This window comes from Streptomyces sp. NPDC046727, from assembly GCF_040645635.1.
GTDB lineage: Bacteria > Actinomycetota > Actinomycetes > Streptomycetales > Streptomycetaceae > Streptomyces.
Map to the genome: position 1 here is coordinate 135,483 of NZ_JBEYYR010000016.1, position 25,971 is coordinate 161,453.

Below are 25,971 nucleotides of genomic sequence, written 5' to 3' on the forward strand. Positions count from 1 at the left end.
TCAGGGGATGTTGACGAACGCGAGCGTCGCCTCGCCGTCGCACCGGCCGCCGTCGGCGTCCCAGTAGCGGTACGAGGTCTCGGCATGGAGGAACGGTCTGCCGGCGGGCTCTCGCCGGGTGACGGACAGGAACTCCATCTCGCCGGAGAACGACCGCGGGTTGACGGGACGCCGGAAGGTGGCCGCGAAGCGGGCGATGAGGATGTCCGGGAGCTGGTGCCGCCAGAAGTCGTCCAGGGTCCAGTCCTCGAACCCCGCCAGGAGTCCTTCCCGCACGGACTTCGCGACGAGGTAGTACATCATCTGGTTGTAGGCGATGTTGACCTCGACCGAGTTCAGGTGGCCGGTGTCGTCGATGTAGCAGGACTCGGGGATCGCGAACTCGCAGCGAGCCGAGACGCGTTCGGCTCCGGGAGTGACGACGGCGGACTTGAGGTACGTGCAGTGCGCCTTGTACGGCGCCAGGACGCGCTCCAGCAGCTCGGTGTCGGTGGTGCAGGAGCGGTCGACGGAGGCTGTGGTCATGGCACCCGTATCCCGTCGTGCAGCTTGCGCTCGTCGTGGACGGTGACGCGGTAGGAGACGGTCGGCTCGGGAGTGGTCGTGTGCCGGGCGCGGTGGATGAGACTGCGGTTGTCCCAGATCAGCAGGTCGCCCTGCTCGAAGCTCTGCAGGTGGATGTTGTCGTGCTCGAAGGTGTCGTCGAGCTGGCCGGTGGCCTCGAAGAGGCGGTGCAGCAGGTCGTTGTCGAGCGGCTCGCCGTCCGCGTCCTCGATGCCGACGGTGAAGCCCTCGCTGATGTACAGGACCGTTTCGCCGGTGAGGGGGTGCGTGAACGTGGTGGGCTGGCGGACGGCCGGGGTCTTGCGCTCGACCTCGGCGATGACCTCGGAGAGCGGGCGGTAGACGTCGTGCGGCCGGATCTTGAAGTACTTGCGGACCGAGTGCCGGCAGTAGGTGCCGGCGATCTGCTTCCTGAGGTCCTCGGGCAGCTTCTCGTAGGCCCGGCCCATGTCGATGAAGTAGGTGCCGCGGTTCTTCTGCGGAATGACCTGGGGGTGGATCAGGGTGATGCCGAAGGGGTCGGGCATGAACTGGTAGTCGGCGTGCCAGAACTTGCCGGTCTTCGGCACTCCTATCTGCTTGCCGTTCTCCGGGACGTTGGAGGAGACGAAGATCTCCGGCAGCTCCGGGTGGTGGTACATCGGCTCGTAGTACGTCTCGGGCCGGCCGAGCCGCGTTCCGAGGTCCAGGAACTGCCGGGGGGTGAGGTTCTGTCCCTTCAGTACGGCGATCTTCTTCGTGTAGACGGTCTGCTTGAGCGTCTCGATGTCCGCGTCGGTCGCGCTGGTGTGGTCGAAGTCGTCGACCGTGGCACCGAGGGCAGAGCCGAGCTGTTCGGTGATCTTCATGAGTGTCGTCCTTCGTGGAGGGGTCAGCCGGCCCGCTCGGCGTCGATCAGTGCCGCGGTGCTGCCGAGGGTGAGGGTGGGGCGCAGCTCGCTGTCGTGCACCGTCACGCCGAGGTCGCGTTCGATGCGGATGCTGAGGTCGACCATGGTCAGCGAGTCGACGTCGAGGTCGGCGAAGGTGGCCTCGGGGGTGAAGCGGTCGGCGGGGGCGTCGTGCAGTTTCGCCAGGATCTCGATCAGCCGGTCGTAGGTGGTGGTCATGAGGCGGTTTCTTCTCCTCGGTCATGCGGGTGGGTGTGCGGGGCCGGTTCGGGCCCGGTATGTACGGCCATTTCGGGCCAGGTCAGCAGGCAGGAGCCCCAGGTGAGGCCGCCGCCGAAGGCGGTGAGCAGGAGTCGGTCACCCGGCCGGAGCGTCTGCCGGGCGGCCGCGTCGGCGAGAGCCAGCGGTATGGAGGCGGCGCCGGTGTTGCCGACCGAGTCGACGTTGGCGACGCAGCGTTCCCGGGGCAGGCCCAGGTCGTCGGTCACCGAGTGCAGGATGCGCAGGTTGGCCTGGTGCGGGACGAAGCGGTCGACGTCGTCGATCGTCCAGCCGGCCGTGCGCAGCACGGTGCGCGCGGACTCGGCCGTGCGGGTCACCGCGTGGCGGTAGACCTCGTTGCCGCGCATCGCGAAGTGCCGGTCGCCGCGCCGCACTTCGTCTCCGGTGGAGCGCTGGCGGGAACCGCCCGCGGCGACGGTGATGAGGTCCTCGTGCGCGCCGTCGCTGCCGAGGTCGAACCGGCCCACGGCGCCGGGCTCGTCGGCGTGTCCGGCGCGCAGGACGACGGCGCCGGCACCGTCCCCGAAGATGATCGCGTTGGCCCGGTCCAGTGGATCCACGATGGTGGAGTAGGCATCCGCGCCGATGAGCAGGACCCGCCCGGCCACTCCGGAGGTGATCAGCCCGGCGGCGGTGGCGAGGCCGTACACGAACCCCGTGCACACCGCGCCGACGTCGAAGGCGGCCGCTCCGGCGAGCCCGAGCCGGGCGGCGACCGTGGGCGCCGTGGCCGGGCAGGGCCGGTCGGGTGTGGTCGTGGTGACGATCACCGCGTCGACGGAGTCGGCTCCGGCACTGCGCAGGGCCCGGCACCCGGCCTCGACGGCCAGGTCCGAGGTCGCCTGGCCGGGCTCGATGACGTGGCGGCGGCGAATCCCGGTGCGGGTGCGGATCCAGGCGTCGTCGGTGTCGAGACGCTCGGCCAGCTCCTCGTTGGTGACCACACGCGGCGGCACCCATCCGGCCAGACCGCACAGCACGGCGGCGGCTGGACCGGGGGCGTTGTCGGGCACGGCTGTTCTCCAGGTGTGGGGAGGTGAGGTACGGGGAGGTACGGGGGACGGCAGAAGTGGTCTAGGGAGCGGTGGTCGTTCCGCGCAGGGCGAGGGTCAGCGGCACCCCGCAGGCGATCCCGGCCGCTGTCGCGAACACCGCGGCCCTTATGCCGGCCAGCGAGGCGCCGCCTGCGGGGTCCTGCCCGGCAGTGCCCGCCAACGCCACGAGCACCGCGAGACCCACCGCGCCGCCGACCTGGAGGCTGGTCGAGGCGAGCCCCGATGCCACGCCCTGGTCGTCCGGGGCGACACCGGCGGCGGCTGTGATCCACATGCCGGTCCAGGCGGCTCCTTGGCCCAGGCCCAGCAGCACGATGCCCGGCAACAGCAGGGGGTACGAGCCGTGTGGGGTGAGTGCGAGGCCGAGCGCGGCCGCTCCCATGGCGCCGAGTGCCATGCCGCCGACCAGCATGCGTCGGACACCGACCGCTGCGACAGCCCGTTCTCCGGCCTGCGTGCCTGCCGCGACCACCACGGCCGGGACGAGGAAGGCGAGGCCGGTCGCGAACGCGCTGTAGCCGCGCACCGTTTGGAAGTACAGGGTCAGGAAGTACGGCAGGGAACTGAAGGTGGCGCTGTACACGGCAGTCACCGTCATCGCCGCGACGAGCCCCCGCTGCCTGAACAGCCGGCTCGGCACGAGCGGACTGCGCGAGCGCGTCTCGACGACGGCGAAGAGCGTCAGCAGCGCCGACGAGAGCATCGCACTCGCGAGAGTGGACGCGCTGCCCCAGCCGGCCTCGGGCGCGTGCACCAGCACGAACACCAGGAGGGTGACGCCTCCGGTCCCGGTCAGGGCGCCCGCCAGGTCGAATCTCCGCGCCCCGGCCGGCGGGACGTCCGCCGGGAACAGCACCCGGCCCGCCCACGCGAGGGCTCCCGCCACGGGAACATTGACGAAGAACACCGCCGGCCAGCCGAACGCCTCCACCAGGACCCCGCCGAGCAGCGAGCCGAAGCAGAGTCCGCCGGCCCCCGCGGCGCCCCACACCGCCAACGCCCGGTTCCGGCCGGGCCCTTCGGCGTAGAGGGTGTTGATCAGGGACAGGGTGGCCGGGAAGAGCAGGGCTCCGCCGATGCCCTGGACCGCCCGCACGGCGACCAGCGCTCCCGGGGTCACCGAGAACCCTCCCACCAGCGAGGAAGCCGCATAGATCGCAGCCGCGGCGACGAACATACGGCGCCGGCCCAGCAGATCCGCGGCCCGGCCGCCCAGCAGCAGGAAGCCACCCGTCGTCACGACGTAGGCGCTCACCACCCACTGCAGGTCGTGCGCCGAGAAGCCGAGGCCGGCACCTATGTCGGGGAGAGCGACGTACACGATGTTGTAGTCGAGGGCGATGACCAGTTGGGCCAGCGCGAGGACGAGAAGGGGGGCGGTCAACTCGTTCCCATCAGTCGTCTGATCTCCGAGATGAGCGCCGTCAGTGCTCGCCTTTCCGGGATGGTCGTCTCCGGGTGCCAGAGGTCCACGAGGAGGCAGGTACGGGGACGATCGCCGGCATTGCGCGCCTCATGCTCGAAGGAGTAGTCGAAGAGCAGGCAGCGGCCTTCCCGCCAGGTACGGGTCTCACCGGCGACGGTGATGCTGCACCCGTCGGGGATGTCCACGGCGAGATGCAGGTTGATGCTGAAGTTCCACAGGTCGCAATGCGGGGCTATGGATGCTCCGGGCAGCAGGGTGGAGAAGTGACTTTCCAGGAGGGGGCAGATTTTCTCCGTGTCCACGGCGAACTCTTCGAGCACCTTGTAGGCGGTGGGTACGGCGGCCGCCGCCTCCTCGACCATTGCCCCGCCGCGGTAGAGGTAGAGAGCCTGCCAGTCCGCCTGCCGCGTCAGATAGTGCTCGTAGTCGCAGAACGCCTCCCGGCGCGCCTCCCAGGCCGAGTTCAGCTCATCCTTGACGACTGGATGAGCCGCTTCCAGCGCCTCGACGACGGAGATCAGTTCCGGGTGGGCACGGGGGTCGTGCCACGGGGTGGGAGACAGTCCCGGCAGGATCCATTTGGCTCCCCTCTGGAGCGGGTGCCGTGCCGCTCCCCCTCCGGGTTCCAGCATCCGCTCCACCCGGCTGAGGGAGTCCGCGCCATGGTCGCGTCTGATCGCCGCGAACGCGTTCTCTGTCTCGGGTGTCATGGGTCCCTCCTGACCACTGCCGCGACCGTGCGCTGTGCCGCGCCGTCGCATCAGTAGTCGGACAGCCGACCGAGCGAGTTCCCGCGCTGCGCCAAGCCCGTTCCGCGAGGTTCCGGTAGTGCCCCGCGCCTGGGTCCGTTCCACGGCCGTCCGCCGGTCGTGGGTGTCCGCCGTCCGGGGCCGGACGGCTGGTGACGTCTTCCGAGGAAGGCTCAGGAGAATGCGGTTCAACGACGGCTACTGCTGGAACGCGACCGTTCCGGGCCTGACCACGACGGCGGGCAGTGTCACCCGGCCGCTGCGGCTGAACGTCAGGGTGAAGTGCACGAGGTCGCCCGAGCGCCACTCCTTCGCCGGGGCCGGCACCGTCAGGTCCACCCCGTACGGCGACATGGCGACGCTCTTCCCCGCCCGTATCTCGATCGAGTCGATCGAAGACCGGTAGGCAGTCGTCCCGCTCCGCATCCGATGGCGGGCCAGGCTCACTCCGCCGGGGGCGTCGGTGGAGGTGACCGCCACCAGTCGGTCGGCGGAGCCGCCCTCGTTGGTGATGCGGAAGAACGCCGCCGTCTCGGAGGAACCGGTGGCCGGCAGGAGGACGCGTCCTTCGGTGACGCGTATGCGGGCCGGGCTGCCCGCGTTGCCCGTGCCGACCCAGGCGGTCAGGCCCGCGAGAGCCAGGCTGGACGCGGCGACGGGCACGAGGGCGGCAAGGAGGGGGTCGGTCAGCCGACGTCGTTCGCCGAGCCGGGCCGCCAGGCGGGTGAGCCGTCCGTTCACCGGCCCCTCCTCCGCCGCGCCGGGGCGGGCGACGGCTGCCAGGCGCGCAGGCGCAGGCTGTTGCCGACCACCAGCACCGAGCTGGCCGACATGGCGGCCGCCGCCACCATCGGGTTGAGCAGTCCGACCATGGCGAGCGGCACGGTGACGACGTTGTAGCCGAAGGCCCACACCAGGTTCGCCCGGATCGTGCCGAGCGTGCGCCGGGCGAGCAGCACGGCGTCGCCCAGGGCGTCGATGTCCCCGCGCACGAGAGTGAGGTCGGCCGCGCCGATGGCCACGTCCGTACCGCTGCCCATGGCGATGCCCAGATCGGCGCCGGCGAGCGCGGCGGCGTCGTTCACGCCGTCGCCGACGACCGCGACCCGGCCACCCTCGTCCCGCAAGCGCCGTACCAGGGCCGCCTTGTCCTCGGGCGTGCAGCGGGCACGCACCTCGTCGATGCCGAGCGCGTCGGCCACGGCCCGGGCGGGTGCCTCGCGGTCGCCGGTGGCGAGTACGGGGCGGATCCCGAGCCTGCGCAGCCGGTGCACGGCCCGGTAGCTGCCGGGCCGGACGACGTCGCCGACCGCGATCAGCGCCTCGGGCGCTCCGTCCACCCGCACGAGGACCGGCGTGTGCGCGGCGGTCTCCGCCGCGACGAGGGCGTCCGCCAGCGCGGTCGGCAACTCGCCGTCCGGTGCCCCTGCCTCCACCGTATGGCCGTCCACGCGGCCACGGACTCCCCGCCCCGGTATGGCCTCGAAGTCCCGCACGGGCGCCAGAGGTTCCTCGCCGGACGAGCGCCGTGCGTGTGCGGCGACGGCCCGCCCGAGGGGGTGCTCCGAGCCCTGTTCCACGGCGCCGGCCAGACGCAGGACGGCTTCCTGGCCGAGACCGCCGGGAGTGGCGGTGATCTGCGCGACGGTCATGTGGCCGCTGGTCAGCGTGCCGGTCTTGTCCAGCACGACCGTGTCGACGTGCCGGAGCGCCTCCAGCGTCTGCGGACCGCTGACCAGCACGCCCAGTTGGGCTCCGCGGCCGGTGGCCGCCATCAGGGCGGTCGGCGTGGCCAGGCCCAGCGCGCAGGGGCAGGCGACGACGAGTACGGCCACGCATGCGGTGACCGCCGCCTGGGGGTCGGCTCCGGCGCCGAGCCAGAATCCGAGCACGGTGACGGCGATGGTGAGCACGACGGGCACGAACACGCCGGCCACCGCGTCGGCCAGCCGCTGCGCCCTCGCCTTGCCCGCCTGGGCCTCCGTCACCAGCTTGGTGATGCGGGCCAGCTGGGTGTCGGCTCCGACGGCGGTGGCACGGACGAACAGCAGCCCGCCGGCGTTGACGGCTCCGCCGACCAGAGGCGAACCGGGCCCGACCTCGACGGGATCGCTCTCGCCGGTGACCAGGGACAGGTCCACGGCGGAACTGCCTTCCACCACCCGGCCGTCGGTGGCGACCCGCTCACCGGGCCGCACGGCGAAGACGTGCCCCACCCGCAGCTGCTCGACGGGAACGGAACGCTCGCCGTGCTCATCCCGTACGGACACGTCCTTGGCGGCGAGTCCCGCCAGCGATCGCAGGGCCGCTCCGGTCCCCCGCCCGGCCCGCGCCTCCAGGAATCTGCCGGTCAGCACGAACAGCGGGACACCGACCGCGGCTTCCAGGTACACGTGCGCGGGACCGTCCGACGCGGACGGCAGCAGACTGAACGGCATCCGCATCCCGGGGTCGCCCGCGCCGCCGAGGAACAGCGCGTACGCCGACCAGGAGAAGGAGGCCACCACGCCCAGCGAGACGAGGGTGTCCATGGTGGCCGTGGAGTGACGCAGCCCCCGTACCGCCCGTACGCGGAACGGCCAGGCGCTCCACACCGCCACCGGAGCGGCGAGCACGAAGCACAGCCACTGCCAGTTGCGGAACTGCAGGGACGGCACCATCGACAGCACCAGGACGGGGACGGCGAGCAGCGCGGTGACGATGAGCCGCTCGCGTTCCTGCCGGGTGGCGGCCTCGGATCCGTCCTCGTCACCGGCCGTCCCGTCCCGCCCTGCCGGCGCGGGCGGCTCGGGGAGCGCGGCCTCGTATCCGGCCTGTTCGACGGCCGTGACGAGGTCCTCCGGGAGGACGTCGGCCGGATGGCTGACCCGGGCGCGTCCGGTGGCGAGATTGACGGTCGCCGTGACGCCGTCCAGCTTGGCGAGCTTCTTCTCGACCCGCCGCACACAGGCGGCGCACGTCATGCCGCCGACCGTCAGGTCGGTGACCACGAGCGACGCCGGCGGTTCGGCTGCCATCACTCACCGCCCCCGTGCATGCCGGGCATGCCACCCGTGTCACCGCCGCCGGCGCCGCCACTGCCCCCGCTGCCGCTACCGGCTCCGGTGCCGTGTATGCCCGGAGCCACAGGTCCGGCGGCCGATCCCACGGCATACGACACCGAGAAGACCAGTGCCAGCAGCAACAGGAAGCCGCAGAGCGCGGGCGGGGGCAGCAATGTGCGGGCACCCACGTCCGCACCTCGGGACGGGTGTCGGGACTCGGCCATGCTCGACCTTCCTGGTCGCGTCGAACCGTCGTACGGCGACGAGCGGTCTCAGCCGTACCGCTCCAGAAGTCGGACGGCTCGAAGGCCGAGTTCCGGCATCGAACTATGGCGTACGCCACATGACGCGCCCACAGTTCGTTGCCTGAAGCTACCGTTCTGCGAGGCGGGGCAAAGTACTGCATATTGAGCTGCAAGGACCGGCACCCTCGGAAGTGACGCGCCCACGGCGCACCAAAGGAGGCTGTATGTCGTTCCACGACCCGGCAGTCCTCGACTGCCCCTTCGACTTCGCTCACGAGCTGGAGTACGACCCCGCGCTGGCCTCTTTGGCGCAGGGCGGTCCGGTCAGCCGGATCCGGTTGCCCTACGGCGAGGCCGAGGCGTGGCTGGTGACCAGCTTCGCCGGAGTGCGCCAGGTGACGTGCGATCCGAGGTTCAGCCGGGCCGCGATCGTCGGGCGCGACTATCCGAGGATGACGCCCGAGCCCATCGTGTCCCCGGAGTCGATCAACGTGACGGACCCGCCGCACGCGACCCGGCTGCGGCACGTGGCGGCGCAGGCGTTCACCCGGGAGCGGGTGGCGGGCATGCGGCCGGCCGTGGACCGGGTGGTGGCCGGGCTGCTCACGGCGATGGCCGAGGCGGGGCCGCCCGCGGATCTGGTGACCCATCTGTCGGTCCCGCTGCCCCACCTGACGATCTGCGAGCTGCTCGCCGTCCCCGAGGCCGACCGCGAGCAGCTGCGGGCGCACACCATGCGGCTCCTGGCGACCTCTCCCGAAGCCAAGCGGGACGCGGCCGACGCCAAGGCCTGCCTGAGGTCGTACTTCGCCGACCTGATCCCGGGCCGGCGGAGCGATCCCGGCGAGGACCTGCTCAGCACGATGGCCGCCGCCCCGGTGCCGGAGGGCGAGGAGCCCTTGAGCGACGACGAGTTGGCCGTGCTGGCCGTGACGCTCATCCTCAGCGGCAACGACACGGCGACCTGCCAGATCAGCAACATCGCCTACCTGCTGCTGACCCGGCCCGAGGAGCGGGCCGCGCTCGCACGCGACCCCGACCGGTTCCCCGGCGCGCTGGAGGAGCTGCTGCGGTTCATCCCCTTCCGCAAGGGCGTGGGCATCCCCCGGATCGCGCTGGAGGACGCGGAGATCGAGGGAACCGCCATCAGCGCCGGTGACTACGTCCACGTGTCCTACCTGGCGGCCAACCGCGACCCGGCCGTCTTCCCCGACCCGCACAGGCTCGACCTGGAACGGCCGGTGCGTCCGCACATGACGTTCGGCTGGGGCGGGCACCACTGCCTCGCCGCACCGCTCGCACGGGCGGAGCTGGACAGCGCGGTCTCCGGCCTGCTGACCCGCTTCCCCGACCTGCGCCTCGATGTCCCGCCCGGGGACATCGAGTGGGACACGGGGACCATCCGCCGCTTCCCCCTGCGGCTGCCGGTCACCTGGTGAAGCCCGGGGCGGGCCGGCTGCACGAGGTCGGCATCCGAAGAACCGGTACGGGCTCTGACCCGAGTCGGTCGTCGGCGCGGTCAGGCCAGGTGGGGCAGCGCCTCCCGGGTCACCGCGCCGAGCAGGGGTTCGCCCGCCACCCAGCGCTCGATCTCGGCCGCCGCGTACTCGCCGAGCCGCCGCACCTCACGGCCCTGCGCGCCGGCGATGTGCGGGGTGACCAGCACGTTGGGCAGGGACAGCAAAGGGTGGCCGGGCGGCAGCGGTTCGGGTTCCGTCACATCGAGGTACGCCTCCAGCCGGCCGGAGACGCACTCCCGGGTCAGCGCCTCGGTGTCGACGACGGCGCCCCGGGCCGTGTTGACGAGCACTCCGCCGTCGGGGATGAGTCCGAGCATCCCGGCGTCCAGCAGTCCGGTCGTCTCCGGCAGGAGTGGCGCGTGGACGCTCACCACCGCCGACCGGCGGCACAGCTCGGCGAGTCCGACGCGTTCCGCGCCCAGTCGGCGTGCCTCCTCGTCCGTCACGTACGGGTCGCTCAGCAGCAGCCGGTAGCCCGCGTCGGAGCGCCGTAGCCCGGCCAGCACGCCCCGGCCGATGCGCGAGGCGCCGACGATGCCCACCGTGCTGCCGTCGGCGCCGGGACGGCTCGCGAAGTCCTTCCACTCGCCGCCGTAGCCCGCCGCCATGGTCAGGGTGCGCCGGGCGGCCAGCGTGATGAGCGCCAGCGTGTACGCGATGACGGGTCCGGCGTTGGCGTCGGCGGCCGACGACACGACGATGCCCCGCTCCCACATCGCGTCGCTGACCAGCGGCCTGACGCTGCCGGCCGCGTGCATCACGGCGCGCAGCCGGGGTGCCCCGGCCAGGACGTCGGCCGTGAGGCGGGGGCAGCCCCAGCCGCTGATCAGGATCTCCGCCTCGGCGAGCGCGTCGGGGAAGGTCGCCTGCGTGGCCGGGCTCTTCGGGCCAGGGACGAGCCGGACCACCGCGGACAGCCGTGTGCGCAGCTCCTCGGGGAGCACATGATCGGCCATGGCGGGGTCCATGACGCACACGGCCGTGGGAAGGTCGGGGCGAGCTGTCATGTGCTGTGATCCTCTTTCCGTCGCCGGCCAGTCTCCGCCGGTCTTCCCCGCGCACCGCTGATGAACCCTGTACAGCGATTGACGTGCACATGGCCATGTCCTACCTTCTGACCGCCCACCCGAACTTCATTCGAGATATCGAACGAGGTCACACCCCTTGGAGCACGTATGACCCCCGGTCTCCCCCTCTCCCGGCGCTCCTTCCTCGGTATGGCCGCCGCCACGCCCCTCGCCGTGACCGGCGCGCTGGGGCCCGGCGCCGGAACCGCGCAGGCCGCCGGCACGGCGTACGCGATGGCCTACTTCACCGAGTCGCCGAACGGCACCGGCACCGACTACGGCCTCCACCTGGCCGTCAGCACGGACTCGCTCAACTGGATGCCGCTGAACCAGAACGATCCCCTCGTCACCCCGACCGAGGGCGCGCTCGGCCTGCGCGACCCGTTCGTCCTGCGCAAGCAGGACGGCACGTTCGTCGTCCTCGCCACCGACCTGAAGGGCACGGACTGGAGCTACGTCAGCCAGTACGTGCATGTGTGGAACTCCCCCGACCTGCGGACCTTCACCGGCTACCACCGGCTGAAGGTGCACAGCCTGAACACCCACGCCTGGGCGCCGGAGGCGTTCTGGGACCCGGGGCGGGGGCAGTACGCGCTCATCTACTCCGCCGTCGGCGCCGGCGGGCACAACGTGATCATGGTGAACCACACCACCGACTTCGTCACCGCCTCCGCCCCGCAGGTCTTCTTCGACCCCGGCTACGACGTGATCGACGGGGACATGGCGGTGGGTGTGAACGGGGTCAACTACCTCTACTTCAAGAAGAACCAGAAACTGGTGGGCGCCCGCTCCACCAGCCTCGCCCCAGGCAGCTTCACGGAGTTCAGCACAGGCGTCGCGCACGGCGGCACCGAGGCACCCACCCTGGTCAAGTCGCAGAACTCCAGCACCTGGTACCTGTGGGGGGACACCTACACACCCAACGGCGTCTTCTACGCCTGGCAGACCACCGATCTCGCCTCCGGCACCTGGACCGCGCTCGACCAGAAGGCCTACACCCAGCCGGTCAACTCCAAGCACTGCGGGATCACGCCGATCAGCGGCACCGAGTACGACAACCTCGTGGCCCGGTGGGGCGCCCCCGCCTGGAACCGGCTCAAGTCGTACAACTACCCGGCCCGGTACGTCCGCCACGCCAACTACGTCGGCCGCATCGACGAGTACCCCTTCGACCCGTACACCGACTCCCTGTGGCAGCTGGTCCCCGGTCTCGCCGACAGCGCCGGGGTGTCCTTCCGGTCGGTCAGCCACCCGTCCCGCTACCTGCGGCACTACGACTACCAGCTGCAACTGGACGCCGACGACAGCACGTCGACGTTCGCCGCGGACGCGACCTTCTACCGTACGGCGGGCCTCGCGGACGCGAGCTGGACGTCGTTCCGCTCGTACAACAACCCCACCCGCTACCTCCGCCACGCGGACTACGTCCTGCGGATCGACCCGGTCTCCACGGCCACCGACCGGCAGGACGCGACGTTCCGCGTCGGCTACTGAGCCGCACCCGCTGGACGGGGACTCCAGAAGGCCGCCATCCGCTCGGCATACACCTGAGGGTGCAGTGACCTCTCACCCAAGGAGTGGATGACATATGGCCACAGCGTCCGACGGACAGGCACGGCGGGCCGCTCTCGTCACCGGAGGGACCAGCGGGATCGGCCTCGCCGTCGTGGAACTCCTCGCGGAGCAAGGCTACTCGGTCTTCCTGTGCGGTCGCGACGGCGGTGCCGTCACGTCGGTCACCGACAAGCTGCGGGGCCGCGGGCTGGACGTCGACGGCATCGCGGCCGACGTGACCTCCAAGGACGACATCCGCCGTCTCGTGCGCGCCGCGCGGGACCGCTTCGGGCCGCTCTACCTGCTCGTGAACAACGCCGGGCGCGGGGGTGGCGGGAAGACGGCGGAGATCCCCGACGAGCTGTGGGAGGACGTCATCGAGACCAACCTCAACAGCGTCTTCCGTATCACCCGTGAGGCGCTGACCGCCGGCGGGATGCTGGAGCAGGGACTCGGCCGCGTCATCAGCATCGCCTCGACGGGCGGCAAGCAGGGCGTCGTCCTCGCCGCCCCCTACTCCGCCTCCAAACACGGCGTGGTCGGCTTCACCAAGGCGCTCGGTCTGGAGCTGGCCAAGTCCGGGATCACCGTCAACGCCGTCTGCCCCGGGTTCGTGGAGACCCCGATGGCCGTGCACGTCCGCGAGGGGTACGCGGAGCACTGGGGCGTCGGTGCCGACGAGGTGCTGGAGCGCTTCAACACCCGTATCCCGCTCGGCCGGTACACCACCCCGCAGGAGGTCGCCGGGCTGGTCGGCTATCTGGCCGGGGACGTCGCGGCCTCCATCACCGCCCAGGCGCTCAACGTGTGCGGCGGGCTCGGCAACTACTGAGCCGGCCGCCCGCGCGGCACACACGAAGGCGCTGCGGCCGGCCCGGGGGCCGGCCGCAGCGCCGCCTTCGCGTGTCCGCCCGGCTCAGCGGCGGTAGCACTCCACGGAACCCGCCGGGACGACGCCGCCGTTGCTGTCCTTGGCGGAGATCTCGTCACGGAAGTGGTCGTCGCTGATCTTCGTGAACTCGTCGATGAACGTGAACTTGCCCTTCCCGATGGTGTATTGGCCGGTGAACTTCGCATGCCCGTCCGACGCGGCCCCCGGTTCGGTGTGCTCCACGCCGTAAGAGCCCCGGTCGTCGGTGTAGAGGGCGGTGAACGTCTTGTCGGTGGCGTTCCAGCCGCCGATCATCCAGCGGGACAGGGCCTTCCGCGGCATCTGCTCATTGGGCAGCCGCAGCGCGTCCCACTGGTACCAGGCGCCGCCCAGGACCGGCTTGATGGTGCCGACCACCACGCTGGTCTCCGACGGGGAGCCCGGCGCCGTGACCGTGGTCGGGCATCTCCAGGAGCCCAGCAGGAAGTCGAGCTGGTGCATCTCCTCGGGGACGGCGCCCCGCTGGGCGGCCGGGGTCTTCGTCCCGCCCTCCTCGCCGACGGCGCTGACGGACCAGACCGTGCTCAGGCCGAGGCCGGCGGCCACGGCGACGATGCCGGCACGGGTTCTCGCTCTCATGAACAACCTCCATGGTGAGGGAATCGGTGGGGGAATCGGGGGAAAGGCGGTGAGGGGCTGTGCTCAGCCGCCGACCGCGCCGGTCTCCGCCTCCGCCTGCTCTGCCGCTTCCGCGAGTGCGTCCCGGGCGGCCAGCAGCGTGGCCACCTCCTCGCCCGGCAGGACCGGCGCCAGCGGCACCACCCTGCTGCGCCCGGCGCGCACCGCCGGGTGGCGGCGGGCCAGCCGGGAGAGCACCTGGCCGGGTCCGGTCTCCACCAGCACGTGGTCGCCGGAAGCGAGCAGCGTCGACAGCGCCGGCCAGAACAGCACCGGCCGGGCCGGCTGCGGAGCCCAGTAGTCCGGGTCGACGGCCTCGGCGTCGGTCAGGGGAGCCGCGGTGTAGCAGGAGACGACGGGCACCGTCGGCGGGCGGCGCGTGATCCGCGCGAAGGCCTCGCGGGCGGCCGGTATCGAGCCGTCCAGCGCGGGACTGTGGAACGGGGTCTGCGAGGGGACGGCCGCACAGGTGATGCCGTGTGCCCGCAGCGAACCGGTCACCTCCTCCAGCGCGTCCCGCGGGCCGGCCACGATGGTCTGCTTCGGCGCGTTCACGCCGCCCACGACGACCTCGCCGCGCAGATGCGGTCGTACGGCGTCGGGGGCCGCTGCGACGGCCAGCATGCCGCCCGCCGGGGCGTCCACGAGGCGTTCGCAGCGCCACCAGACCAGGCGCGCGGCCTCGGTGAAGTCCAGGACGCCGGCGAGCACGGCCGCCGCGACCTCGCCCATGCTGTGCCCGAGCAGGGCGGCCGGGGCGATCCCCCAGGACTTCAGCAGGCGCCCGTAGGCGTGGTCGATGGCGAACAGGAGGGGCTGGGAGCGCTGGACGTGGTCCATGGGCAGGACCGGGTCGGCGGAGAGCCAGTCCGCGCGCAGCTGCCGGCCGCTGTCGCCGAGGGCGGCGAAGAACTCGTCCATCGCGGCGGCGAACACCTCGTCGTGCGCGTACAGGCGTGTCCCCATCCCGGCGCTCTGCGAACCCTGGCCCGGCAGGAGAAAGGCTGTTGATCGCATGCCCCGAGGCTGGCAGCCGGGGATGGACCCGATCAGGAGCAGTCCTGGAGCGGCGGTGGTCCGCGGTCAGTCGTCACGGGCCAGGGCGTGGAAGGCGCGGCGGTGGTAGAGCAGCGGCCGGTCCCCGGCCGGGCCGGCTTCCCCCGCCGCCGTACGGGCCTCGTGCACCTCGGCGAAGAGCACCATGTGGGTCCCCACCGGAAGCCGCCGTACCGTACGGCACTCCAGCGTGGCCGCCGCTCCGGGCAGCAGGGGCGTGCCCGAACGGCCGGGTTCGGTCGGAAGCCCGGCGAACTTGTCCGGGCTCTTCCGCGCGAACCGCGCCGCGACGTCCCGCTGTCCGGCGCCGAGGATGTGGACGGCCAGCCACTGGGCGCCGGCGAAGGCCGGGGCGCAGTCCGCCGCCCGGTCCAGACACACCAGGACGGTCGGCGGGTCCAGTGACACCACGGTGAAGGAACTGGCCGTGAAACCGTGCGGGCGCCCGGTCGGCCCGGCCGTGGTGACCACGGTCACGCCACTCGCCCAGTGGCTCATCACCTCCTTGAAGTCCTTTATCAGCCGTGTCTGCCTATCGACCGGAGTGGACATGCCCGGCCCTCCTCAAGACCACATTCCGATGATTCTTTCCGACGAAATCCGCAGCTCCGCACCGATCTTTAGGCGCCGGTGCGGACCAGTCCAGCTCCATACGGGCTCCAGAACCGGTTGACAGCGTAGGAGGGACGGATGATACCTACAGGCAACTATCGTTTCGTCAAGTCACGGTTTTACGGGACCGGAGATTCCGTTTCCTCGTTGTCCCAGCTCGGAAGGATCAACAGCACAGCAGTCAACGGGGACTGCCTCGCCCGCAATTCGACCAGAGGATGACTCTTTCGTGGATATCTTCGCGTTAGGCCCATTCACCGTCCTGAACAATGGCGAGAATGTCGTTCCGAAGGCAGCGAAGCCCCGCACCCTCCTGGCTCTTCTCGGCTCATCCAACGGAAATGTCGTATCCAGCTCCGTCATCATCTCGGAACTCTGGGACGACCGACCGCCGCGGACGGCTTCGACCACCGTGCACACCTATGTCATGCAATTGCGCCGGCTCCTCGGTGCCGCGACCTCGCCGGCCGGGAACCGGGTCGACCCGAAGGACATCCTGCGCCGGGACGGCAGCGGCTACCTGCTGGCGGCGGGACCGGGCCGCTTCGACATCGCCGAGTACGACCGGCTCGCCGCCGAGGGGCACATGGCGGCCCAGGCGAACGACTGTCTCGCCGCCCACGCCCGGATCACCGCCGCCCTGAACCTCTGGCGGGGGCCCGCCTTCGCCGACGTACAGACCGGGCCGCGGCTGTCCGCCGAGGTCACGCGCCTGGAGGAGTCCCGCAAGATGCTCCTCGAACGGCGCATAGAGATCGATCTGCGCCTCGGCCGGCACCACCAGGTGCTCGGCGACCTCGCCGGGCTGACCACCGAGCATCCCTCGCACGAGGGGCTGCAGGCGCTGTACATCATCGCGCTCTACCGCTGCGGGCAGCGCACCCGGGCCCTCGCCCAGTGCGACCAGCTGCGGGCCCGGATGGCGGACGAGTTCGGGCTGGACCCGCTGCCCGCCATGGCCGCGCTGCGCCAGGCCATCCTGGTGAACGACCCGGCGCTGGAGGACGACGCGGTGTGGCCGCTGTTCGTCCGCCGCAGCGCGGAGCTTCAGGCGAAACACGTCGGGGTGCTTCCATGAAACTCGATCATCTGCCCGAAGGCCGCCATGACGTCCAGGGGTTCGCCGGGTTCGCCGCCGCGGGCCTCCGCGTAGGCGCGGACCAGGTTGCCCACGACGCGTTCACCGTCGAGCAGTTCGGCGAACTCGCCGAAGCCGGCGGTGCGCGCCACGGCCAGCGGGGTCAGTCCCGCTGTCGTACCGGCGGCGGCCAGGCGCTGGATCCACCGCAGGTAGCGGGCGTTCGCGTCCAGTAGCTCAGGGCCGCCCACCGGGCCGTGACCGGGCACGATCACCTCCGGACCGAGCGCGCGCAGCCGCTCGATCGCGGCGAGGGAGCCCTGCACGGACCCCATGAGGGTGAACGGCGCGGCGCCGTTCATCACCACGTCTCCGGCGAAGAGCACGCGCGGGCCCGGCAGCCACGCCACGATGTCGTTCGTCGTGTGCGCCGGGCCGACGTGGATCAGCTGTATCTCGTGCCCGCCCTGGTGCAGCGTGATCTGGTGCGGGAACGTCAGGTCGGGCAGCCTGAGGCGCACATCGCCCCAGTCGACGTCGGGCCACAGCTTCGTCAGCGCGAGGCCGCCGGCGTCCAGTTCGGTGCGGGCCAGGTCGTGGGCGACGATCGACGTCTCCGGTCCGAAGACGCAGTTGCCGAAGCAGTGGTCCCCGTGGTGGTGCGTGTTCACCACGGTCGTCACCGGCCGCGCGGACAGTTCGGAGATCCTGTCGCGCAGGAGGGTGGCCCGCCGCATGGTGGCGGCGGTGTCGATCACCACGGTGGAGTCGGAGCCCACGATGATGCCGGAGTTGTTCAGGCACCAGCCGCCGTCCAGCTGGACATGGGCGAACACGCCGTTGCCCAGCTCTTCGAGCCGCTCCTCGGTCTTGCCTGTCACGGTCGTCCCTCCCGGTCCGTTCTGGCTATTCGAGGCCACCGTCGACCTCCAGCACGTGCCCGTTGACGTAGGTGCTCTCCGGTCCCGCGAGGTACACGGCCGCGTCGGCGATCTCCTGGGCCCGCCCCATGCGGCCCAGGGAGAGCCGGGACCTGTGGGCGTCCCAGACGGCCGGGTCGGCGGAGAACCGTTTGCCCATGCCCTCGTCCACATAGCCGGGCGAGAGGCAGTTGACGTGGACGCCCTTGGGGCCCAGCTCCGCCGCCGCGGTGCGGGTGAACATCTCCACCGCCGCCTTGCTGGCGCTGTAGGCGGCGGCGCCCACCGCGACCCGGCCGGCCAGGCTGGACGACACGGTGACGATCCGGCCCGCGCCCCGCTCCGTCATGTGCCGTGCGGCCTCCCTGACGCACAGGAACGTGCCGGTGAGGTTGGTGGCCACGGTCTCCTGCCACTCGGGCAGCCCCAGCCGTACGATCTTGCCGTCGCGGCTGGTGCCGGCGTTGCAGACGAGCACGTCGAGCCCGCCGAAGCGATCGGCCGTGGCGGTCATCAGGTCCTGCACGGACTGCTCGTCGGTGACGTCCGCGGGGCGGTAGAGCACACGGTCGGGCGCCTCCGCCTCCAGCTTGCCGATGTCGTGGGGGTTGCGGGCGGCGCAGACCACCCGGGCCCCCTCGGCGAGGAAGGCCGTGGCGATGGCCAGGCCGAGGCCCTTGGTACCGCCGGTGATCACGGCCACACGGCCTGCGAGACGCATGTCGTTCTCCTCGCTCTAGTACCAGCGCAGGACCGTGGCCGCCGCGGTCATACCGCCGCCCACGGCCGCGAACAGCAGGTGCTCGCCGCGCCGCAGGGGCCGTTCGTCCGCCGTCGCCCGCAGCGTGAGCGGGACGGAGCCGGCGGCGGTGTTGCCGAGGCGGGGCGCGGTGAGCGGGACGCGGGCCGGGTCGATGCCCAGGTCGGCCGCGAAGGACTCCAGGAGCCGGGTGTTGGCCTGGTGGAACACGAACCGGTCGATGTCGTCCACGGTCAGTCCGCTGTCGTCGAGGACCTGCTCGACGAGCTTGCGCATGGTGGTCACCGCGTAGTCCTTCACCGCCCGCCCGTCCATGCGCAGCAGGTGGTCGCCGGCCGCGCGGGCGGCCTCGTCCAGCGGTGTCCGGGTGCCACCGGCCTCGACGCCGACGTAGTGGTGCAGCTCTCCGTTGGAGACGAGACGCGAGGCGAGCAGGCCGTAGCCGTCCGGCACCCGGCCGAGCAGCACCGCGCCGGCGCCGTCGCCGAACAGCGAGACCGTGCGCCGGTCGCCGCGGTCCATGATCGTGGAGAACTTGTCCGCGCCGACCAGGAGCAGCTGGTCCTGCTGGGTGGTGCGGCCCAGCAGCCCGTCGGCGAGGGTGAGCCCGTACAGGAAGCCGCTGCAGACGGCGTTGATGTCGAAGGCGAGGACGTCCCGCAGGCCCAGCTTGTGCTGGAGGACCGCCGCGGTGGCGGGCTGCGGCACGTCCGGGGTGCACGTGGCGAGGATGATGCCGCCGATGCGCTCCGGGGCGTCGGGGGCCTCGGTGAAGATCTCGCGTACGGCGTGGGCCGCGAGGTCGGAAGTGGTGGTGCGCGCGTCGGCGTAGCGCCGCTCCTGGATGCCCGTGCGCTCGGCGATCCACTCGGGGGTGGTGCCGCTCCACTCGGCTATCCGCTCGTTGCTGACGACTTCGGCGGGTGTGTGTCCGCCGACCCGGAGGATTCCCACGGGCATGGGCTGTGTCCCTTCTGGGTGGTGTGCCGTGTGCTGGAAAGGTGTCAGGGCCGCCCGACGACGAAGCTGCTGAAGGTGAACCCGCCCCCGCTGTTGAGGATCAGCGCGAACTCGCCCGGCGCCAGCCGCTCTTCGCGGGCCAGCTGGGTGAGGGAGGCGTTCAGGTCGCCGGCGCCCAGGTGACCGGTGGGGGTGCCGAGGTCCAGGAGTTCGGCGGGGGTGACCTGCACCAGGGGCGGGATGTACGCCTCCTCCATCGCCTTCTTGCCGAGCCGGGGCAGGACCGCCCAGCGCAGCCGCGGATCGCCGGGTTCCAGGCCGGCGCCCGCCAGGCTCTCCGTCACCGCCCGGCGTACGCCCTGGTGGGCCGCCTTGTAGAACCGGTCGATGCCGTGCCGCCGGATGAAGGCGCGCTTGGTGCGCCGGACGTCGATCACCCGGCTGTGCTCCAGCGGGGCGGTGTTGAAGGCGTCGTTGCCCCGGTGCATCTCCTCCAGTTCCGGCACCGACACCGTGCCGGTGGCGTGCAGCAGGAGGTCCGCCGGGTACTCGCCCCGGTGCACGACGACCGCGGTGGCCGCGTCGCCCACGGCCATCCCGAAGTCCCCGAGCCAGCGGTCCCACACCGGCGGCTCGAAGCGGTCGGCGGTGGTGACCAGGCCCGGACCGGAGTCCGGGTCCGCCAGCAGCGCCGTCGCGGCGAGTTCGATGCCGGTGGCCCCGCCGTTGCACTGCTGGAGCAGGCCGACGGGCTGGGCCGTGGTGCCGAGTTCGCGGGCTATGTAGTGCGGCGCCGACCAGATGTCGTGGCCCTGGTAGTGGATGCTGGCGTGGAACAGCGTGCCCAGGGCGTCCGGCGGGCAGCCGATCCGTTCGAGCAGCGGCCGGGCGGCGCGGACCGCCATGTCGGGCGGTGCCGTGTCCGGCGACAGCAGCAGCCCCTCGTAGCCGAGTTCCCGCGCGGTCCTGGCGTCGACGCGGCCCTCCCGGACCGCGTCGACGGTGAGATCACGGCCTTGCGGATACCAGGTGTGCCCGGCGAGGCCGAGCGGTGCGGGCAGCTTCACGACACCTCGGCCAGCATGCCGTTCACGAACAGGACGAGGGCCTCCGGCGTCGACAGGTTGGACAGCTCCTCCTCGTCGATCGCGACGCCGAACCGCTGCTCGATGGTGGCCGACAGCTCCATCAGGGCCAGCGAGTCGTAGCCCAGCTCGTCGAAGGTCATGCCGGCGATGTCGGTGTCGGCGTCGAACGACTCGTCCTGTCCGGCGACCTCGACGAGGAGGGCACGCAGGCTGTCGACGGTGAGTTCGGAAGCGGATGCGGACATGGTGTCTCCTGTCTCCTGAGTGCGTACTTCTGGTTTCCGGGGGCCGTTCAGGCCGCCGCCGTGACCACCACGGCGGAGTTGAAGCCGCCCCGGCCGCGGGCCAGTACGAGGGCGCTGCGCACCGGGACGTGGCGCGGTGCGCCGACGACCAGGTCGATGCCGTACTCCGGGTCGGGCTCGACGGTGGCCGGGGCCGGCGGGATCACGTCGTCGCGGATGGCCAGCAGCGCGGTGGCGACGTCCAGCGGGGCGCCGCCCGCGTACAGGCGGCCGACCAGGGCCTTGGGCACGCTGACCGGTACGGCCCGCGGTCCGAAGAGGGCGCTGATCGCCTCCGCCTCGGCCCGGTCGAGGTCGGGGCTGCCGGCGCCGTCCGCGAAGACGACGTCGATGTCGGCGGGGGCCAGCCCGGCGTCGGCGAGGGCGTTCTCGGCGGCCCGGCGCAGTCCGGGCGGCCGGCCGGTGCCGGGCGCGGGGTCGAAGGTGGCCGCGTAGCCGGCGATCTCGCCGTACCGGCGCGGGGCCCGGCGGGCGTCGGCCCCCTCCTTGTCCTCCAGCACCATGACGGCGCCGCCCTCACCGGGGACGTAGCCGCGGGCCTCGGCGCCGAAGGGGAGGTAGGCCCGGTCGGCGGCGGTGGGCCGGGCGACGCGGCCGCTGGAGATGTGCGAGATCCAGCCCCACGGGTCCAGGGCCGACTCGACGCCGCCGGTCAGCACCATCCGGGTGCCGCGGCGCACGCTGCGCCGCGAGTAGCCGATCGCGTCGAGCCCGCCGGCCTGCTCGGCGACCAGGGCGGCGCTCGGGCCGCGCAGCCCGTGCCGGATGGAGATCTGCCCGCTGTTGCAGGCGTAGAACCAGGCGAAGGAGAGATACGCGCTGACCGACTTCGGGCCCTCGCCCCAGAGCTTCTTCAACTCCCGGTGGCTGAGCGCGAATCCGCCCGCCGCGTTGGACAGCGTGACGCCGCTGCCGTAGCCCGCGACGGCCTCCGGGTCCAGCTCGGCGTCGCCGAAGGCCGACTCGGCCGCGTACAGCGCGAGGCGGGTCATCCGGTCGGTCTGCGGCAGCAGCCGGCTGGGGATGTGCCGCTTGTCGTCGAAGTCCGTGATCCGGCCGCCGAACCGCGCGGAGTAGCGGGTGTCGCCGAACTCGACCTCGCGGATGCCGCTGCGGCCCTCGATCGCGGCGGCCCAGTAGTCCTCGGTGGTCAGGCCGTTGGGCGCGACCACCCCGATCCCCGTCACCACGGTGCGCTTCATGCCGCCGCCTTCCGGGGGCCGTGCAGGACGACGGCGCTCTGGAAGCCGCCGAAGCCGCTGCCCACGCTGAGCACGGTGTTCAGTTCCGCCTCACGGGCCGTCAGCGGTACGTAGTCCAGATCGCAGGCGGGATCGGGGTCGTGCAGATTGGCCGTCGGCGGTATGACGTCGTTGACCAGGGCGAGGGCGCACGCGGCGATCTCGATCGCGCCGATGGCGCCGAGGGAGTGCCCGATCATCGACTTGATGCCGCTCACGGGCGTGCGGTACGCGTGCTCGCCCAGGCTGCGCTTGAACGCGGCGGTCTCGTGGCGGTCGTTCTGGGTGGTGCCCGAGCCGTGGGCGTTGATGTAGTCGACGTCGGTGGCGTCGGCCCGTGCCTCGTCCAGGGCGTGCCGGATGGCCTCGGCCATCTCGATGCCGTCCGTCTTGAGGCCGGTCATGTGGTAGGCGTTGCAGCGGGTGGCGTAGCCGGCGACCTCGCCGTAGATCCGGGCGCCGCGGCGGCGGGCGTGCTCGTACTCCTCCAGGACCAGCATGGCGGCGCCCTCGGCGAGGACGAATCCGTTGCGGGTCCGGTCGAACGGCCGGCAGGCCCGCTCGGGTTCGTCGAGGCGCGGTGTCGTGGCCTTGATCGCGTCGAAGCAGGCCACCACCATCGGCGAGATCGAGGCGTCGGTGCCGCCCGCGAGGACGATGTCGGCACTGCCCTCGGTGATCAGGTCGCGGGCGTGCCCGATCGCGTCCATGCCGGAGGTGCAGCCGTCGGAGACCATCATGGCGGGCCCCTCGGCCCCGACCGCCCAGGCGACCTCCTTGACGATGGCGCTCGGCACCATGAAGTCGAACATGTGCGGCGACAGATAGGCCTCGTCCACCTCCCAGTGGCGCCCGCCGTCGGACAGGATGCGGTACTCGTGCTCCAGGCTGGTCGGCGAGCCGATGGCGCTGCCGACGCTGACGGCGACCTTGACCGGGTCCAGGGCCTGGGCGTCGAGCCCGCTGTCCGCCAGTGCCTCGCGGGCGCAGACCACGCCGAGCTGCGCGGCCCGGTCCATGCGCCGGATCTCCCGCGGCGTCAGGTTCTCCAGCCGCGGGTCGAAGTCGCACTCACCGACCACCTGGGACCGGTACGGCGTGGGGTCGAAGCGGGTGATGATCCGGGTGGCGGACCGGCCGTTGCTGATCAGGTCCCAGAACTCCTTGGTGCTGCCACCACCGGGCGTGCGCACCGCCATTCCTGTGATGACCGTACGTCGATTCATCCGTGTTCCTGTTTCCTTTCGGGGCGGCCGTCCGCGCGGGGAGGTCCCTCAGGCGGCGGTGAAGTCGGGCACGTGCAGCCGGGCCCACTGCTCGAAGGTGTGGGCGGGCTTGCGGGTGATGAGCCGCGTCGGCGGAGCGACGGGCATGGGCTCGCGGGTGAATCCCTCGTGCATGGTGAGCAGGCCCTGCGCGACCGGTTCGGGGACGCCGAGGCCGGCCATCTCGGCGACGGCCTGATCCCGGGTCAGCTCCTCGAAGCGCAGCGGCCGGCCGAGGGCGGCGCCGATCAGCTCCACCATCCGGCGCTGGGTGAGGGCCTCGGGGCCGGTGAGCAGATACCGCTGCCCCACATGGCGCCGGGACGGGTCGGTCAGCGCGGTCGCCGCGACCGCCGCCACGTCCCGCTCGTCGATGGGGGCGAGCGCGGCGTCGCCGTAGGCGGCGCGGACCACGCCGTGGTCGCGGATCTGCGCGCCCCAGAACCGGATGGTGTTGACGGCGAACATGTCGGGGCGCAGGAACGTCCAGTCGAGTCCGGACTCCTCCACGGCCTCTTCCAGGGTGCGGTGCAGCTGGGCGATCGGGTTGGCGGGGGCGCCCGGTTCGCGTTCGATCGCCGCGGACGACAGCAGGACCACCCGGCGCACGCCCCGCTTCTTCGCGAGCGCCAGGAGCTGGGGGGTCGCGTCGCGCACCGCCGAGTAGTTGAGGAAGAGGGCGCTCGCTCCGTCCAGCGCCTCTTCCATCGTCTCGGGGTCGGCCGGGTTCGCCTCGACGACCTGCGCGCCCGGCGCGGGCGGGGCGCCGGTGGCGCTCCGGGTCACCGCGCGGACCGGGTGGCCGGCCGCGGTGACCTCCGTGACCACATGCCGACCGACGTTTCCGGTCGCCCCGGTCACCACAATCATGCTGTCTCCTCGATCATTTCTCGTTGCCTGCATTCGACAAGTATTCGGGTGCTTCTGGAGCGGCTGCGGAAGAGTTCTGGAGCGGCCCGGAACCGCGCGGAAAAATACGCTCCGAGCCGAGGTCCAGGCTGTCTCCATCGCGATTACAGGGCGCGCGCGGAGGCTGAGGACGACCGGCACCGATCCCTGCTCGTTCCGAGAGGTATTTCCGCATGCGTATTGCCGCCCATCTCGTTCATGAAAACGCCGGAGAACTGGCGCGGTGCGCGGAGCGCGCCGGATTCGATCTCGTCGTCTGCGGGGAGGGTTATCGCAGTGACGCGGCCAGTGTGCTCGGCATGGTCGCCGGCCAGACCCGGACCATCGGCCTGGCCTCGGGTGTGATGCAGATCCCGGCCCGCTCGCCCGGGCTCGCCGCGCTCACCGCCGTGACGCTCGACGCGCTCAGCGGCGGCCGGTTCCGGCTGGGCCTCGGTGTGTCCAACCCCGATGTGTCCGACGGCTGGTACGGCGTGCCGTTCGACAGGCCGCTGTCCCGGACCCGGGAGTACGTGGACATCGTGCGCGCCGCGCTGAGCGGCCGGCCGGTGCGGTACCACGGCGAGCACTACCGGTTGCCTGCGGGCGGCCGGGACGCGGCGCCGCTGCACCTCCCGGATGCCGGCGGCACGCGCATCCCCCTCTACCTGGCCGCGTTGAGCAGCCGGAACCTGCGGCTGACCGGCGAGGTCGCCGACGGCTGGATCGGGGCGTTCGTCTCCCCGGAGTCGCTGGTCGACGCGGTGCGCGACCTCGGCGACGGGCGTGAGCGGGTGGGCAAGGACATGACGGGGTTCGAGGTGGCGCCGAGCCTGCCGACCCTGTTCGTCGACGACGTGGCCGAGGGCGTGCGGCGGCTGCGCGGGCACTACGCGCACTTCCTCGCCATGGGCGATCCGGAGCGCAATGTGTACACGGCTCTGGCCCGGCGGCTCGGATTCGGCGCCGCCATGACGGAGTTCCACCGGCTGGCCGCCGATGGCGACCTGGCCAAGGCCGCGGAGGCCATTCCGGACGAGCTGATCGACCGGGTCTCGCTGATCGGTCCGGTGGAGCGGATCGCCGGGCGGATGCGGGAGTTCGCCGCGGCCGGGGCGACGACCCTGACGGTCATGCTCTCCCCCGCGCGCACGGACCACGCCGGGCGCCTGGAACTGATCCGCAAGGCGGCCCAGGCCCACGCCCTCTCCGCCACCCGGAACACCCCGGCGACCGCCGGGACCTGACCCACCACGCCACGCCGCGCCGCGCCTTCGCCCGAGCTCGCCGGGCGACGGCCCGGCGCGGCTTGCTGTGCCGGCACCGGAGCGGTCACCGCGGCCGATCAGGCGGCGGCGGCCCGATGAGCCACCCACGCAAGCGACCGACACGACGGCCCGAACCGCCGACAGTCGCCCCGCCGTCCGGCACGACGACGGCCGGAACGGGGACGGCCGGAACGGGGACGGCCGGAACGACGACGCTCGGCACGACGAAGGCGGGCACAACGACGGCCTGCAGAACGGCGGCCAGCACGACGAAGGCCGCCACGATGACGGCCTGCACAACGGTGCTCGGCACAACGGTGCTCGGCACAACCACGGCCGACACAACGACGCTCGGCACGACGACGGCCCGCATTCCGGCAGCCAGCACGACGACCGCCTGCACAACGGCGGCCGACGCGACGACGCTCGGCACAACGACGGGCGCCACGACGACGGCCAGCACGACAACGCTCGGCACAACGCCGGCCGCCACAACGGCAGCCACCCGACGGCCCTTGACCCGGCGACGCCCAGCACTACGACGCTCGGCACCGCGGCGGCCGACACAACGACGGTCGGCCGACCC

The 25,971-nt window shown here is 71.9% G+C and carries 27 protein-coding genes; 5 read left to right on the forward strand and 22 right to left on the reverse strand.

Annotation, left to right across the window (positions count from 1 at the left end):
• The 9 genes from ABZ937_RS21395 to ABZ937_RS21435 all read right to left on the reverse strand — a co-directional run bounded on the left by ABZ937_RS21395 (position 1) and on the right by ABZ937_RS21435 (position 8,233).
• A complete protein-coding gene (locus tag ABZ937_RS21395) occupies positions 1 to 525 on the reverse strand; it encodes an FcoT family thioesterase (protein ID WP_361694075.1) in 525 nt (174 codons plus the stop codon).
• Positions 522 to 1,412 (reverse strand): TauD/TfdA family dioxygenase, encoded by an 891-nt coding sequence (locus ABZ937_RS21400; protein ID WP_361694077.1) that lies wholly within the window; start codon positions 1,410 to 1,412, stop codon positions 522 to 524. Before ABZ937_RS21400 ends, ABZ937_RS21395 begins: the two co-directional genes overlap by 4 nt.
• 23 nt (positions 1,413 to 1,435) lie before the next feature.
• A complete protein-coding gene (locus ABZ937_RS21405) occupies positions 1,436 to 1,672 on the reverse strand; it encodes an acyl carrier protein (protein WP_361694079.1) in 237 nt (78 codons plus the stop codon).
• The gene (locus ABZ937_RS21410) at positions 1,669 to 2,748 is read right to left on the reverse strand and encodes a beta-ketoacyl-ACP synthase III (protein ID WP_361694080.1); all 1,080 of its coding nucleotides are present in this window, start codon (positions 2,746 to 2,748) and stop codon (positions 1,669 to 1,671) included. Before ABZ937_RS21410 ends, ABZ937_RS21405 begins: the two co-directional genes overlap by 4 nt.
• Before the next feature lie 61 nt (positions 2,749 to 2,809).
• Positions 2,810 to 4,174: an MFS transporter gene (locus tag ABZ937_RS21415; protein ID WP_361694082.1), complete on the reverse strand. Its 1,365-nt coding sequence runs from the start codon at positions 4,172 to 4,174 to the stop codon at positions 2,810 to 2,812.
• Entirely contained in the window at positions 4,171 to 4,926 is a 756-nt protein-coding gene (locus tag ABZ937_RS21420; RefSeq protein ID WP_361694083.1) for an aspartyl/asparaginyl beta-hydroxylase domain-containing protein, read from the reverse strand. Before ABZ937_RS21420 ends, ABZ937_RS21415 begins: the two co-directional genes overlap by 4 nt.
• Positions 4,927 to 5,163: 237 nt before the next feature.
• Positions 5,164 to 5,706: a copper chaperone PCu(A)C gene (locus tag ABZ937_RS21425; protein WP_361694085.1), complete on the reverse strand. Its 543-nt coding sequence runs from the start codon at positions 5,704 to 5,706 to the stop codon at positions 5,164 to 5,166.
• A complete protein-coding gene (locus ABZ937_RS21430) occupies positions 5,703 to 7,982 on the reverse strand; it encodes a heavy metal translocating P-type ATPase (RefSeq protein WP_361694087.1) in 2,280 nt (759 codons plus the stop codon). Before ABZ937_RS21430 ends, ABZ937_RS21425 begins: the two co-directional genes overlap by 4 nt.
• The gene (locus ABZ937_RS21435) at positions 7,982 to 8,233 is read right to left on the reverse strand and encodes a hypothetical protein (protein WP_361694089.1); all 252 of its coding nucleotides are present in this window, start codon (positions 8,231 to 8,233) and stop codon (positions 7,982 to 7,984) included. The genes ABZ937_RS21430 and ABZ937_RS21435 overlap by 1 nt, the downstream gene beginning before the upstream one ends.
• Positions 8,234 to 8,478: 245 nt before the next feature.
• On the opposite strand from ABZ937_RS21435, the gene ABZ937_RS21440 reads away from it, so the two are divergent.
• Positions 8,479 to 9,693, forward strand: coding sequence for a cytochrome P450 (locus ABZ937_RS21440; RefSeq protein ID WP_361694091.1), 1,215 nt, complete (start codon positions 8,479 to 8,481; stop codon positions 9,691 to 9,693).
• A gap of 80 nt (positions 9,694 to 9,773) precedes the next feature.
• Here ABZ937_RS21440 and ABZ937_RS21445 read toward each other — a convergent pair whose 3' ends face one another.
• Positions 9,774 to 10,781: a hydroxyacid dehydrogenase gene (locus ABZ937_RS21445; RefSeq protein ID WP_361694093.1), complete on the reverse strand. Its 1,008-nt coding sequence runs from the start codon at positions 10,779 to 10,781 to the stop codon at positions 9,774 to 9,776.
• Positions 10,782 to 10,949: 168 nt separating this feature from the next.
• On the opposite strand from ABZ937_RS21445, the gene ABZ937_RS21450 reads away from it, so the two are divergent.
• Together ABZ937_RS21450 and ABZ937_RS21455 are read left to right on the forward strand one after the other, a co-directional pair.
• Entirely contained in the window at positions 10,950 to 12,335 is a 1,386-nt protein-coding gene (locus ABZ937_RS21450; protein ID WP_361694095.1) for a glycoside hydrolase family 43 protein, read from the forward strand.
• Positions 12,336 to 12,429: 94 nt separating this feature from the next.
• Entirely contained in the window at positions 12,430 to 13,227 is a 798-nt protein-coding gene (locus ABZ937_RS21455; RefSeq protein WP_361694097.1) for an SDR family NAD(P)-dependent oxidoreductase, read from the forward strand.
• An 84-nt stretch (positions 13,228 to 13,311) separates the two neighbouring features.
• Here the strand turns inward: ABZ937_RS21455 and ABZ937_RS21460 are convergent, their stop codons facing one another.
• The 3 genes from ABZ937_RS21460 to ABZ937_RS21470 all read right to left on the reverse strand — a co-directional run bounded on the left by ABZ937_RS21460 (position 13,312) and on the right by ABZ937_RS21470 (position 15,552).
• Positions 13,312 to 13,905 carry a DUF1579 family protein gene (locus ABZ937_RS21460; protein ID WP_361694099.1) on the reverse strand — a complete coding sequence of 198 codons (594 nt, stop codon included), beginning with the start codon at positions 13,903 to 13,905 and terminating at the stop codon, positions 13,312 to 13,314.
• Between the two features lie 63 nt (positions 13,906 to 13,968).
• Complete coding sequence (locus tag ABZ937_RS21465; protein ID WP_361694101.1) at positions 13,969 to 14,961, reverse strand: acyltransferase domain-containing protein; 993 nt, start codon at positions 14,959 to 14,961, stop codon at positions 13,969 to 13,971.
• A gap of 66 nt (positions 14,962 to 15,027) precedes the next feature.
• Positions 15,028 to 15,552: a flavin reductase family protein gene (locus tag ABZ937_RS21470; protein WP_361694103.1), complete on the reverse strand. Its 525-nt coding sequence runs from the start codon at positions 15,550 to 15,552 to the stop codon at positions 15,028 to 15,030.
• A gap of 289 nt (positions 15,553 to 15,841) precedes the next feature.
• Between ABZ937_RS21470 and ABZ937_RS21475 the strand changes: the two genes are divergently transcribed.
• Positions 15,842 to 16,690 (forward strand): BTAD domain-containing putative transcriptional regulator, encoded by an 849-nt coding sequence (locus ABZ937_RS21475; protein ID WP_361694105.1) that lies wholly within the window; start codon positions 15,842 to 15,844, stop codon positions 16,688 to 16,690.
• Here the strand turns inward: ABZ937_RS21475 and ABZ937_RS21480 are convergent.
• From ABZ937_RS21480 to ABZ937_RS21515, 8 genes are read right to left on the reverse strand one after another with little or no spacing between them, the layout of a single operon-like run.
• The gene (locus ABZ937_RS21480) at positions 16,660 to 17,571 is read right to left on the reverse strand and encodes an MBL fold metallo-hydrolase (RefSeq protein WP_361694107.1); all 912 of its coding nucleotides are present in this window, start codon (positions 17,569 to 17,571) and stop codon (positions 16,660 to 16,662) included. The two genes, ABZ937_RS21475 and ABZ937_RS21480, sit on opposite strands and share 31 nt — an antisense overlap.
• A 25-nt stretch (positions 17,572 to 17,596) precedes the next feature.
• Positions 17,597 to 18,331 carry an SDR family NAD(P)-dependent oxidoreductase gene (locus ABZ937_RS21485; protein ID WP_361694109.1) on the reverse strand — a complete coding sequence of 245 codons (735 nt, stop codon included), beginning with the start codon at positions 18,329 to 18,331 and terminating at the stop codon, positions 17,597 to 17,599.
• 15 nt (positions 18,332 to 18,346) lie between these two features.
• On the reverse strand, positions 18,347 to 19,330 hold the full coding sequence (locus ABZ937_RS21490) for a ketoacyl-ACP synthase III (protein ID WP_361694111.1): 984 nt from the start codon (positions 19,328 to 19,330) through the stop codon (positions 18,347 to 18,349).
• A 44-nt stretch (positions 19,331 to 19,374) separates the two neighbouring features.
• On the reverse strand, positions 19,375 to 20,397 hold the full coding sequence (locus tag ABZ937_RS21495) for a ketoacyl-ACP synthase III family protein (RefSeq protein ID WP_361694113.1): 1,023 nt from the start codon (positions 20,395 to 20,397) through the stop codon (positions 19,375 to 19,377).
• Complete coding sequence (locus ABZ937_RS21500) at positions 20,394 to 20,663, reverse strand: acyl carrier protein (protein ID WP_361694115.1); 270 nt, start codon at positions 20,661 to 20,663, stop codon at positions 20,394 to 20,396. Before ABZ937_RS21500 ends, ABZ937_RS21495 begins: the two co-directional genes overlap by 4 nt.
• 47 nt (positions 20,664 to 20,710) lie before the next feature.
• On the reverse strand, positions 20,711 to 21,925 hold the full coding sequence (locus tag ABZ937_RS21505) for a ketosynthase chain-length factor (RefSeq protein ID WP_361694117.1): 1,215 nt from the start codon (positions 21,923 to 21,925) through the stop codon (positions 20,711 to 20,713).
• The gene (locus tag ABZ937_RS21510) at positions 21,922 to 23,190 is read right to left on the reverse strand and encodes a beta-ketoacyl-[acyl-carrier-protein] synthase family protein (RefSeq protein ID WP_361694119.1); all 1,269 of its coding nucleotides are present in this window, start codon (positions 23,188 to 23,190) and stop codon (positions 21,922 to 21,924) included. The genes ABZ937_RS21505 and ABZ937_RS21510 overlap by 4 nt, the downstream gene beginning before the upstream one ends.
• A 48-nt stretch (positions 23,191 to 23,238) precedes the next feature.
• Complete coding sequence (locus ABZ937_RS21515) at positions 23,239 to 24,099, reverse strand: NAD(P)H-binding protein (protein ID WP_361694121.1); 861 nt, start codon at positions 24,097 to 24,099, stop codon at positions 23,239 to 23,241.
• Between the two features lie 212 nt (positions 24,100 to 24,311).
• On the opposite strand from ABZ937_RS21515, the gene ABZ937_RS21520 reads away from it, so the two are divergent.
• Positions 24,312 to 25,364 carry an LLM class flavin-dependent oxidoreductase gene (locus tag ABZ937_RS21520; RefSeq protein WP_361694123.1) on the forward strand — a complete coding sequence of 351 codons (1,053 nt, stop codon included), beginning with the start codon at positions 24,312 to 24,314 and terminating at the stop codon, positions 25,362 to 25,364.
• A gap of 85 nt (positions 25,365 to 25,449) precedes the next feature.
• Here ABZ937_RS21520 and ABZ937_RS21525 read toward each other — a convergent pair whose 3' ends face one another.
• Complete coding sequence (locus ABZ937_RS21525) at positions 25,450 to 25,890, reverse strand: hypothetical protein (RefSeq protein WP_361694125.1); 441 nt, start codon at positions 25,888 to 25,890, stop codon at positions 25,450 to 25,452.
• Positions 25,891 to 25,971 lie beyond the last annotated feature (81 nt).

Bases quoted from the DNA above. Each gene is read 5' to 3' on its own strand.
- ABZ937_RS21395 (WP_361694075.1), bottom strand. From the start codon at position 525: ATGACCACAGCCTCCGTCGACCGCTCCTGCACCACCGACACCGAGCTG.
- ABZ937_RS21400 (WP_361694077.1), bottom strand. From the start codon at position 1,412: ATGAAGATCACCGAACAGCTCGGCTCTGCCCTCGGTGCCACGGTCGAC.
- ABZ937_RS21405 (WP_361694079.1), bottom strand. From the start codon at position 1,672: ATGACCACCACCTACGACCGGCTGATCGAGATCCTGGCGAAACTGCAC.
- ABZ937_RS21420 (WP_361694083.1), bottom strand. From the start codon at position 4,926: ATGACACCCGAGACAGAGAACGCGTTCGCGGCGATCAGACGCGACCAT.
- ABZ937_RS21430 (WP_361694087.1), bottom strand. From the start codon at position 7,982: ATGGCAGCCGAACCGCCGGCGTCGCTCGTGGTCACCGACCTGACGGTC.
- ABZ937_RS21435 (WP_361694089.1), bottom strand. From the start codon at position 8,233: ATGGCCGAGTCCCGACACCCGTCCCGAGGTGCGGACGTGGGTGCCCGC.
- ABZ937_RS21440 (WP_361694091.1), top strand. From the start codon at position 8,479: ATGTCGTTCCACGACCCGGCAGTCCTCGACTGCCCCTTCGACTTCGCT.
- ABZ937_RS21445 (WP_361694093.1), bottom strand. From the start codon at position 10,781: ATGACAGCTCGCCCCGACCTTCCCACGGCCGTGTGCGTCATGGACCCC.
- ABZ937_RS21450 (WP_361694095.1), top strand. From the start codon at position 10,950: ATGACCCCCGGTCTCCCCCTCTCCCGGCGCTCCTTCCTCGGTATGGCC.
- ABZ937_RS21455 (WP_361694097.1), top strand. From the start codon at position 12,430: ATGGCCACAGCGTCCGACGGACAGGCACGGCGGGCCGCTCTCGTCACC.
- ABZ937_RS21460 (WP_361694099.1), bottom strand. From the start codon at position 13,905: ATGAGAGCGAGAACCCGTGCCGGCATCGTCGCCGTGGCCGCCGGCCTC.
- ABZ937_RS21465 (WP_361694101.1), bottom strand. From the start codon at position 14,961: ATGCGATCAACAGCCTTTCTCCTGCCGGGCCAGGGTTCGCAGAGCGCC.
- ABZ937_RS21470 (WP_361694103.1), bottom strand. From the start codon at position 15,552: ATGTCCACTCCGGTCGATAGGCAGACACGGCTGATAAAGGACTTCAAG.
- ABZ937_RS21485 (WP_361694109.1), bottom strand. From the start codon at position 18,331: ATGCGTCTCGCAGGCCGTGTGGCCGTGATCACCGGCGGTACCAAGGGC.
- ABZ937_RS21490 (WP_361694111.1), bottom strand. From the start codon at position 19,330: ATGCCCGTGGGAATCCTCCGGGTCGGCGGACACACACCCGCCGAAGTC.
- ABZ937_RS21500 (WP_361694115.1), bottom strand. From the start codon at position 20,663: ATGTCCGCATCCGCTTCCGAACTCACCGTCGACAGCCTGCGTGCCCTC.
- ABZ937_RS21505 (WP_361694117.1), bottom strand. From the start codon at position 21,925: ATGAAGCGCACCGTGGTGACGGGGATCGGGGTGGTCGCGCCCAACGGC.
- ABZ937_RS21510 (WP_361694119.1), bottom strand. From the start codon at position 23,190: ATGAATCGACGTACGGTCATCACAGGAATGGCGGTGCGCACGCCCGGT.
- ABZ937_RS21515 (WP_361694121.1), bottom strand. From the start codon at position 24,099: ATGATTGTGGTGACCGGGGCGACCGGAAACGTCGGTCGGCATGTGGTC.
- ABZ937_RS21520 (WP_361694123.1), top strand. From the start codon at position 24,312: ATGCGTATTGCCGCCCATCTCGTTCATGAAAACGCCGGAGAACTGGCG.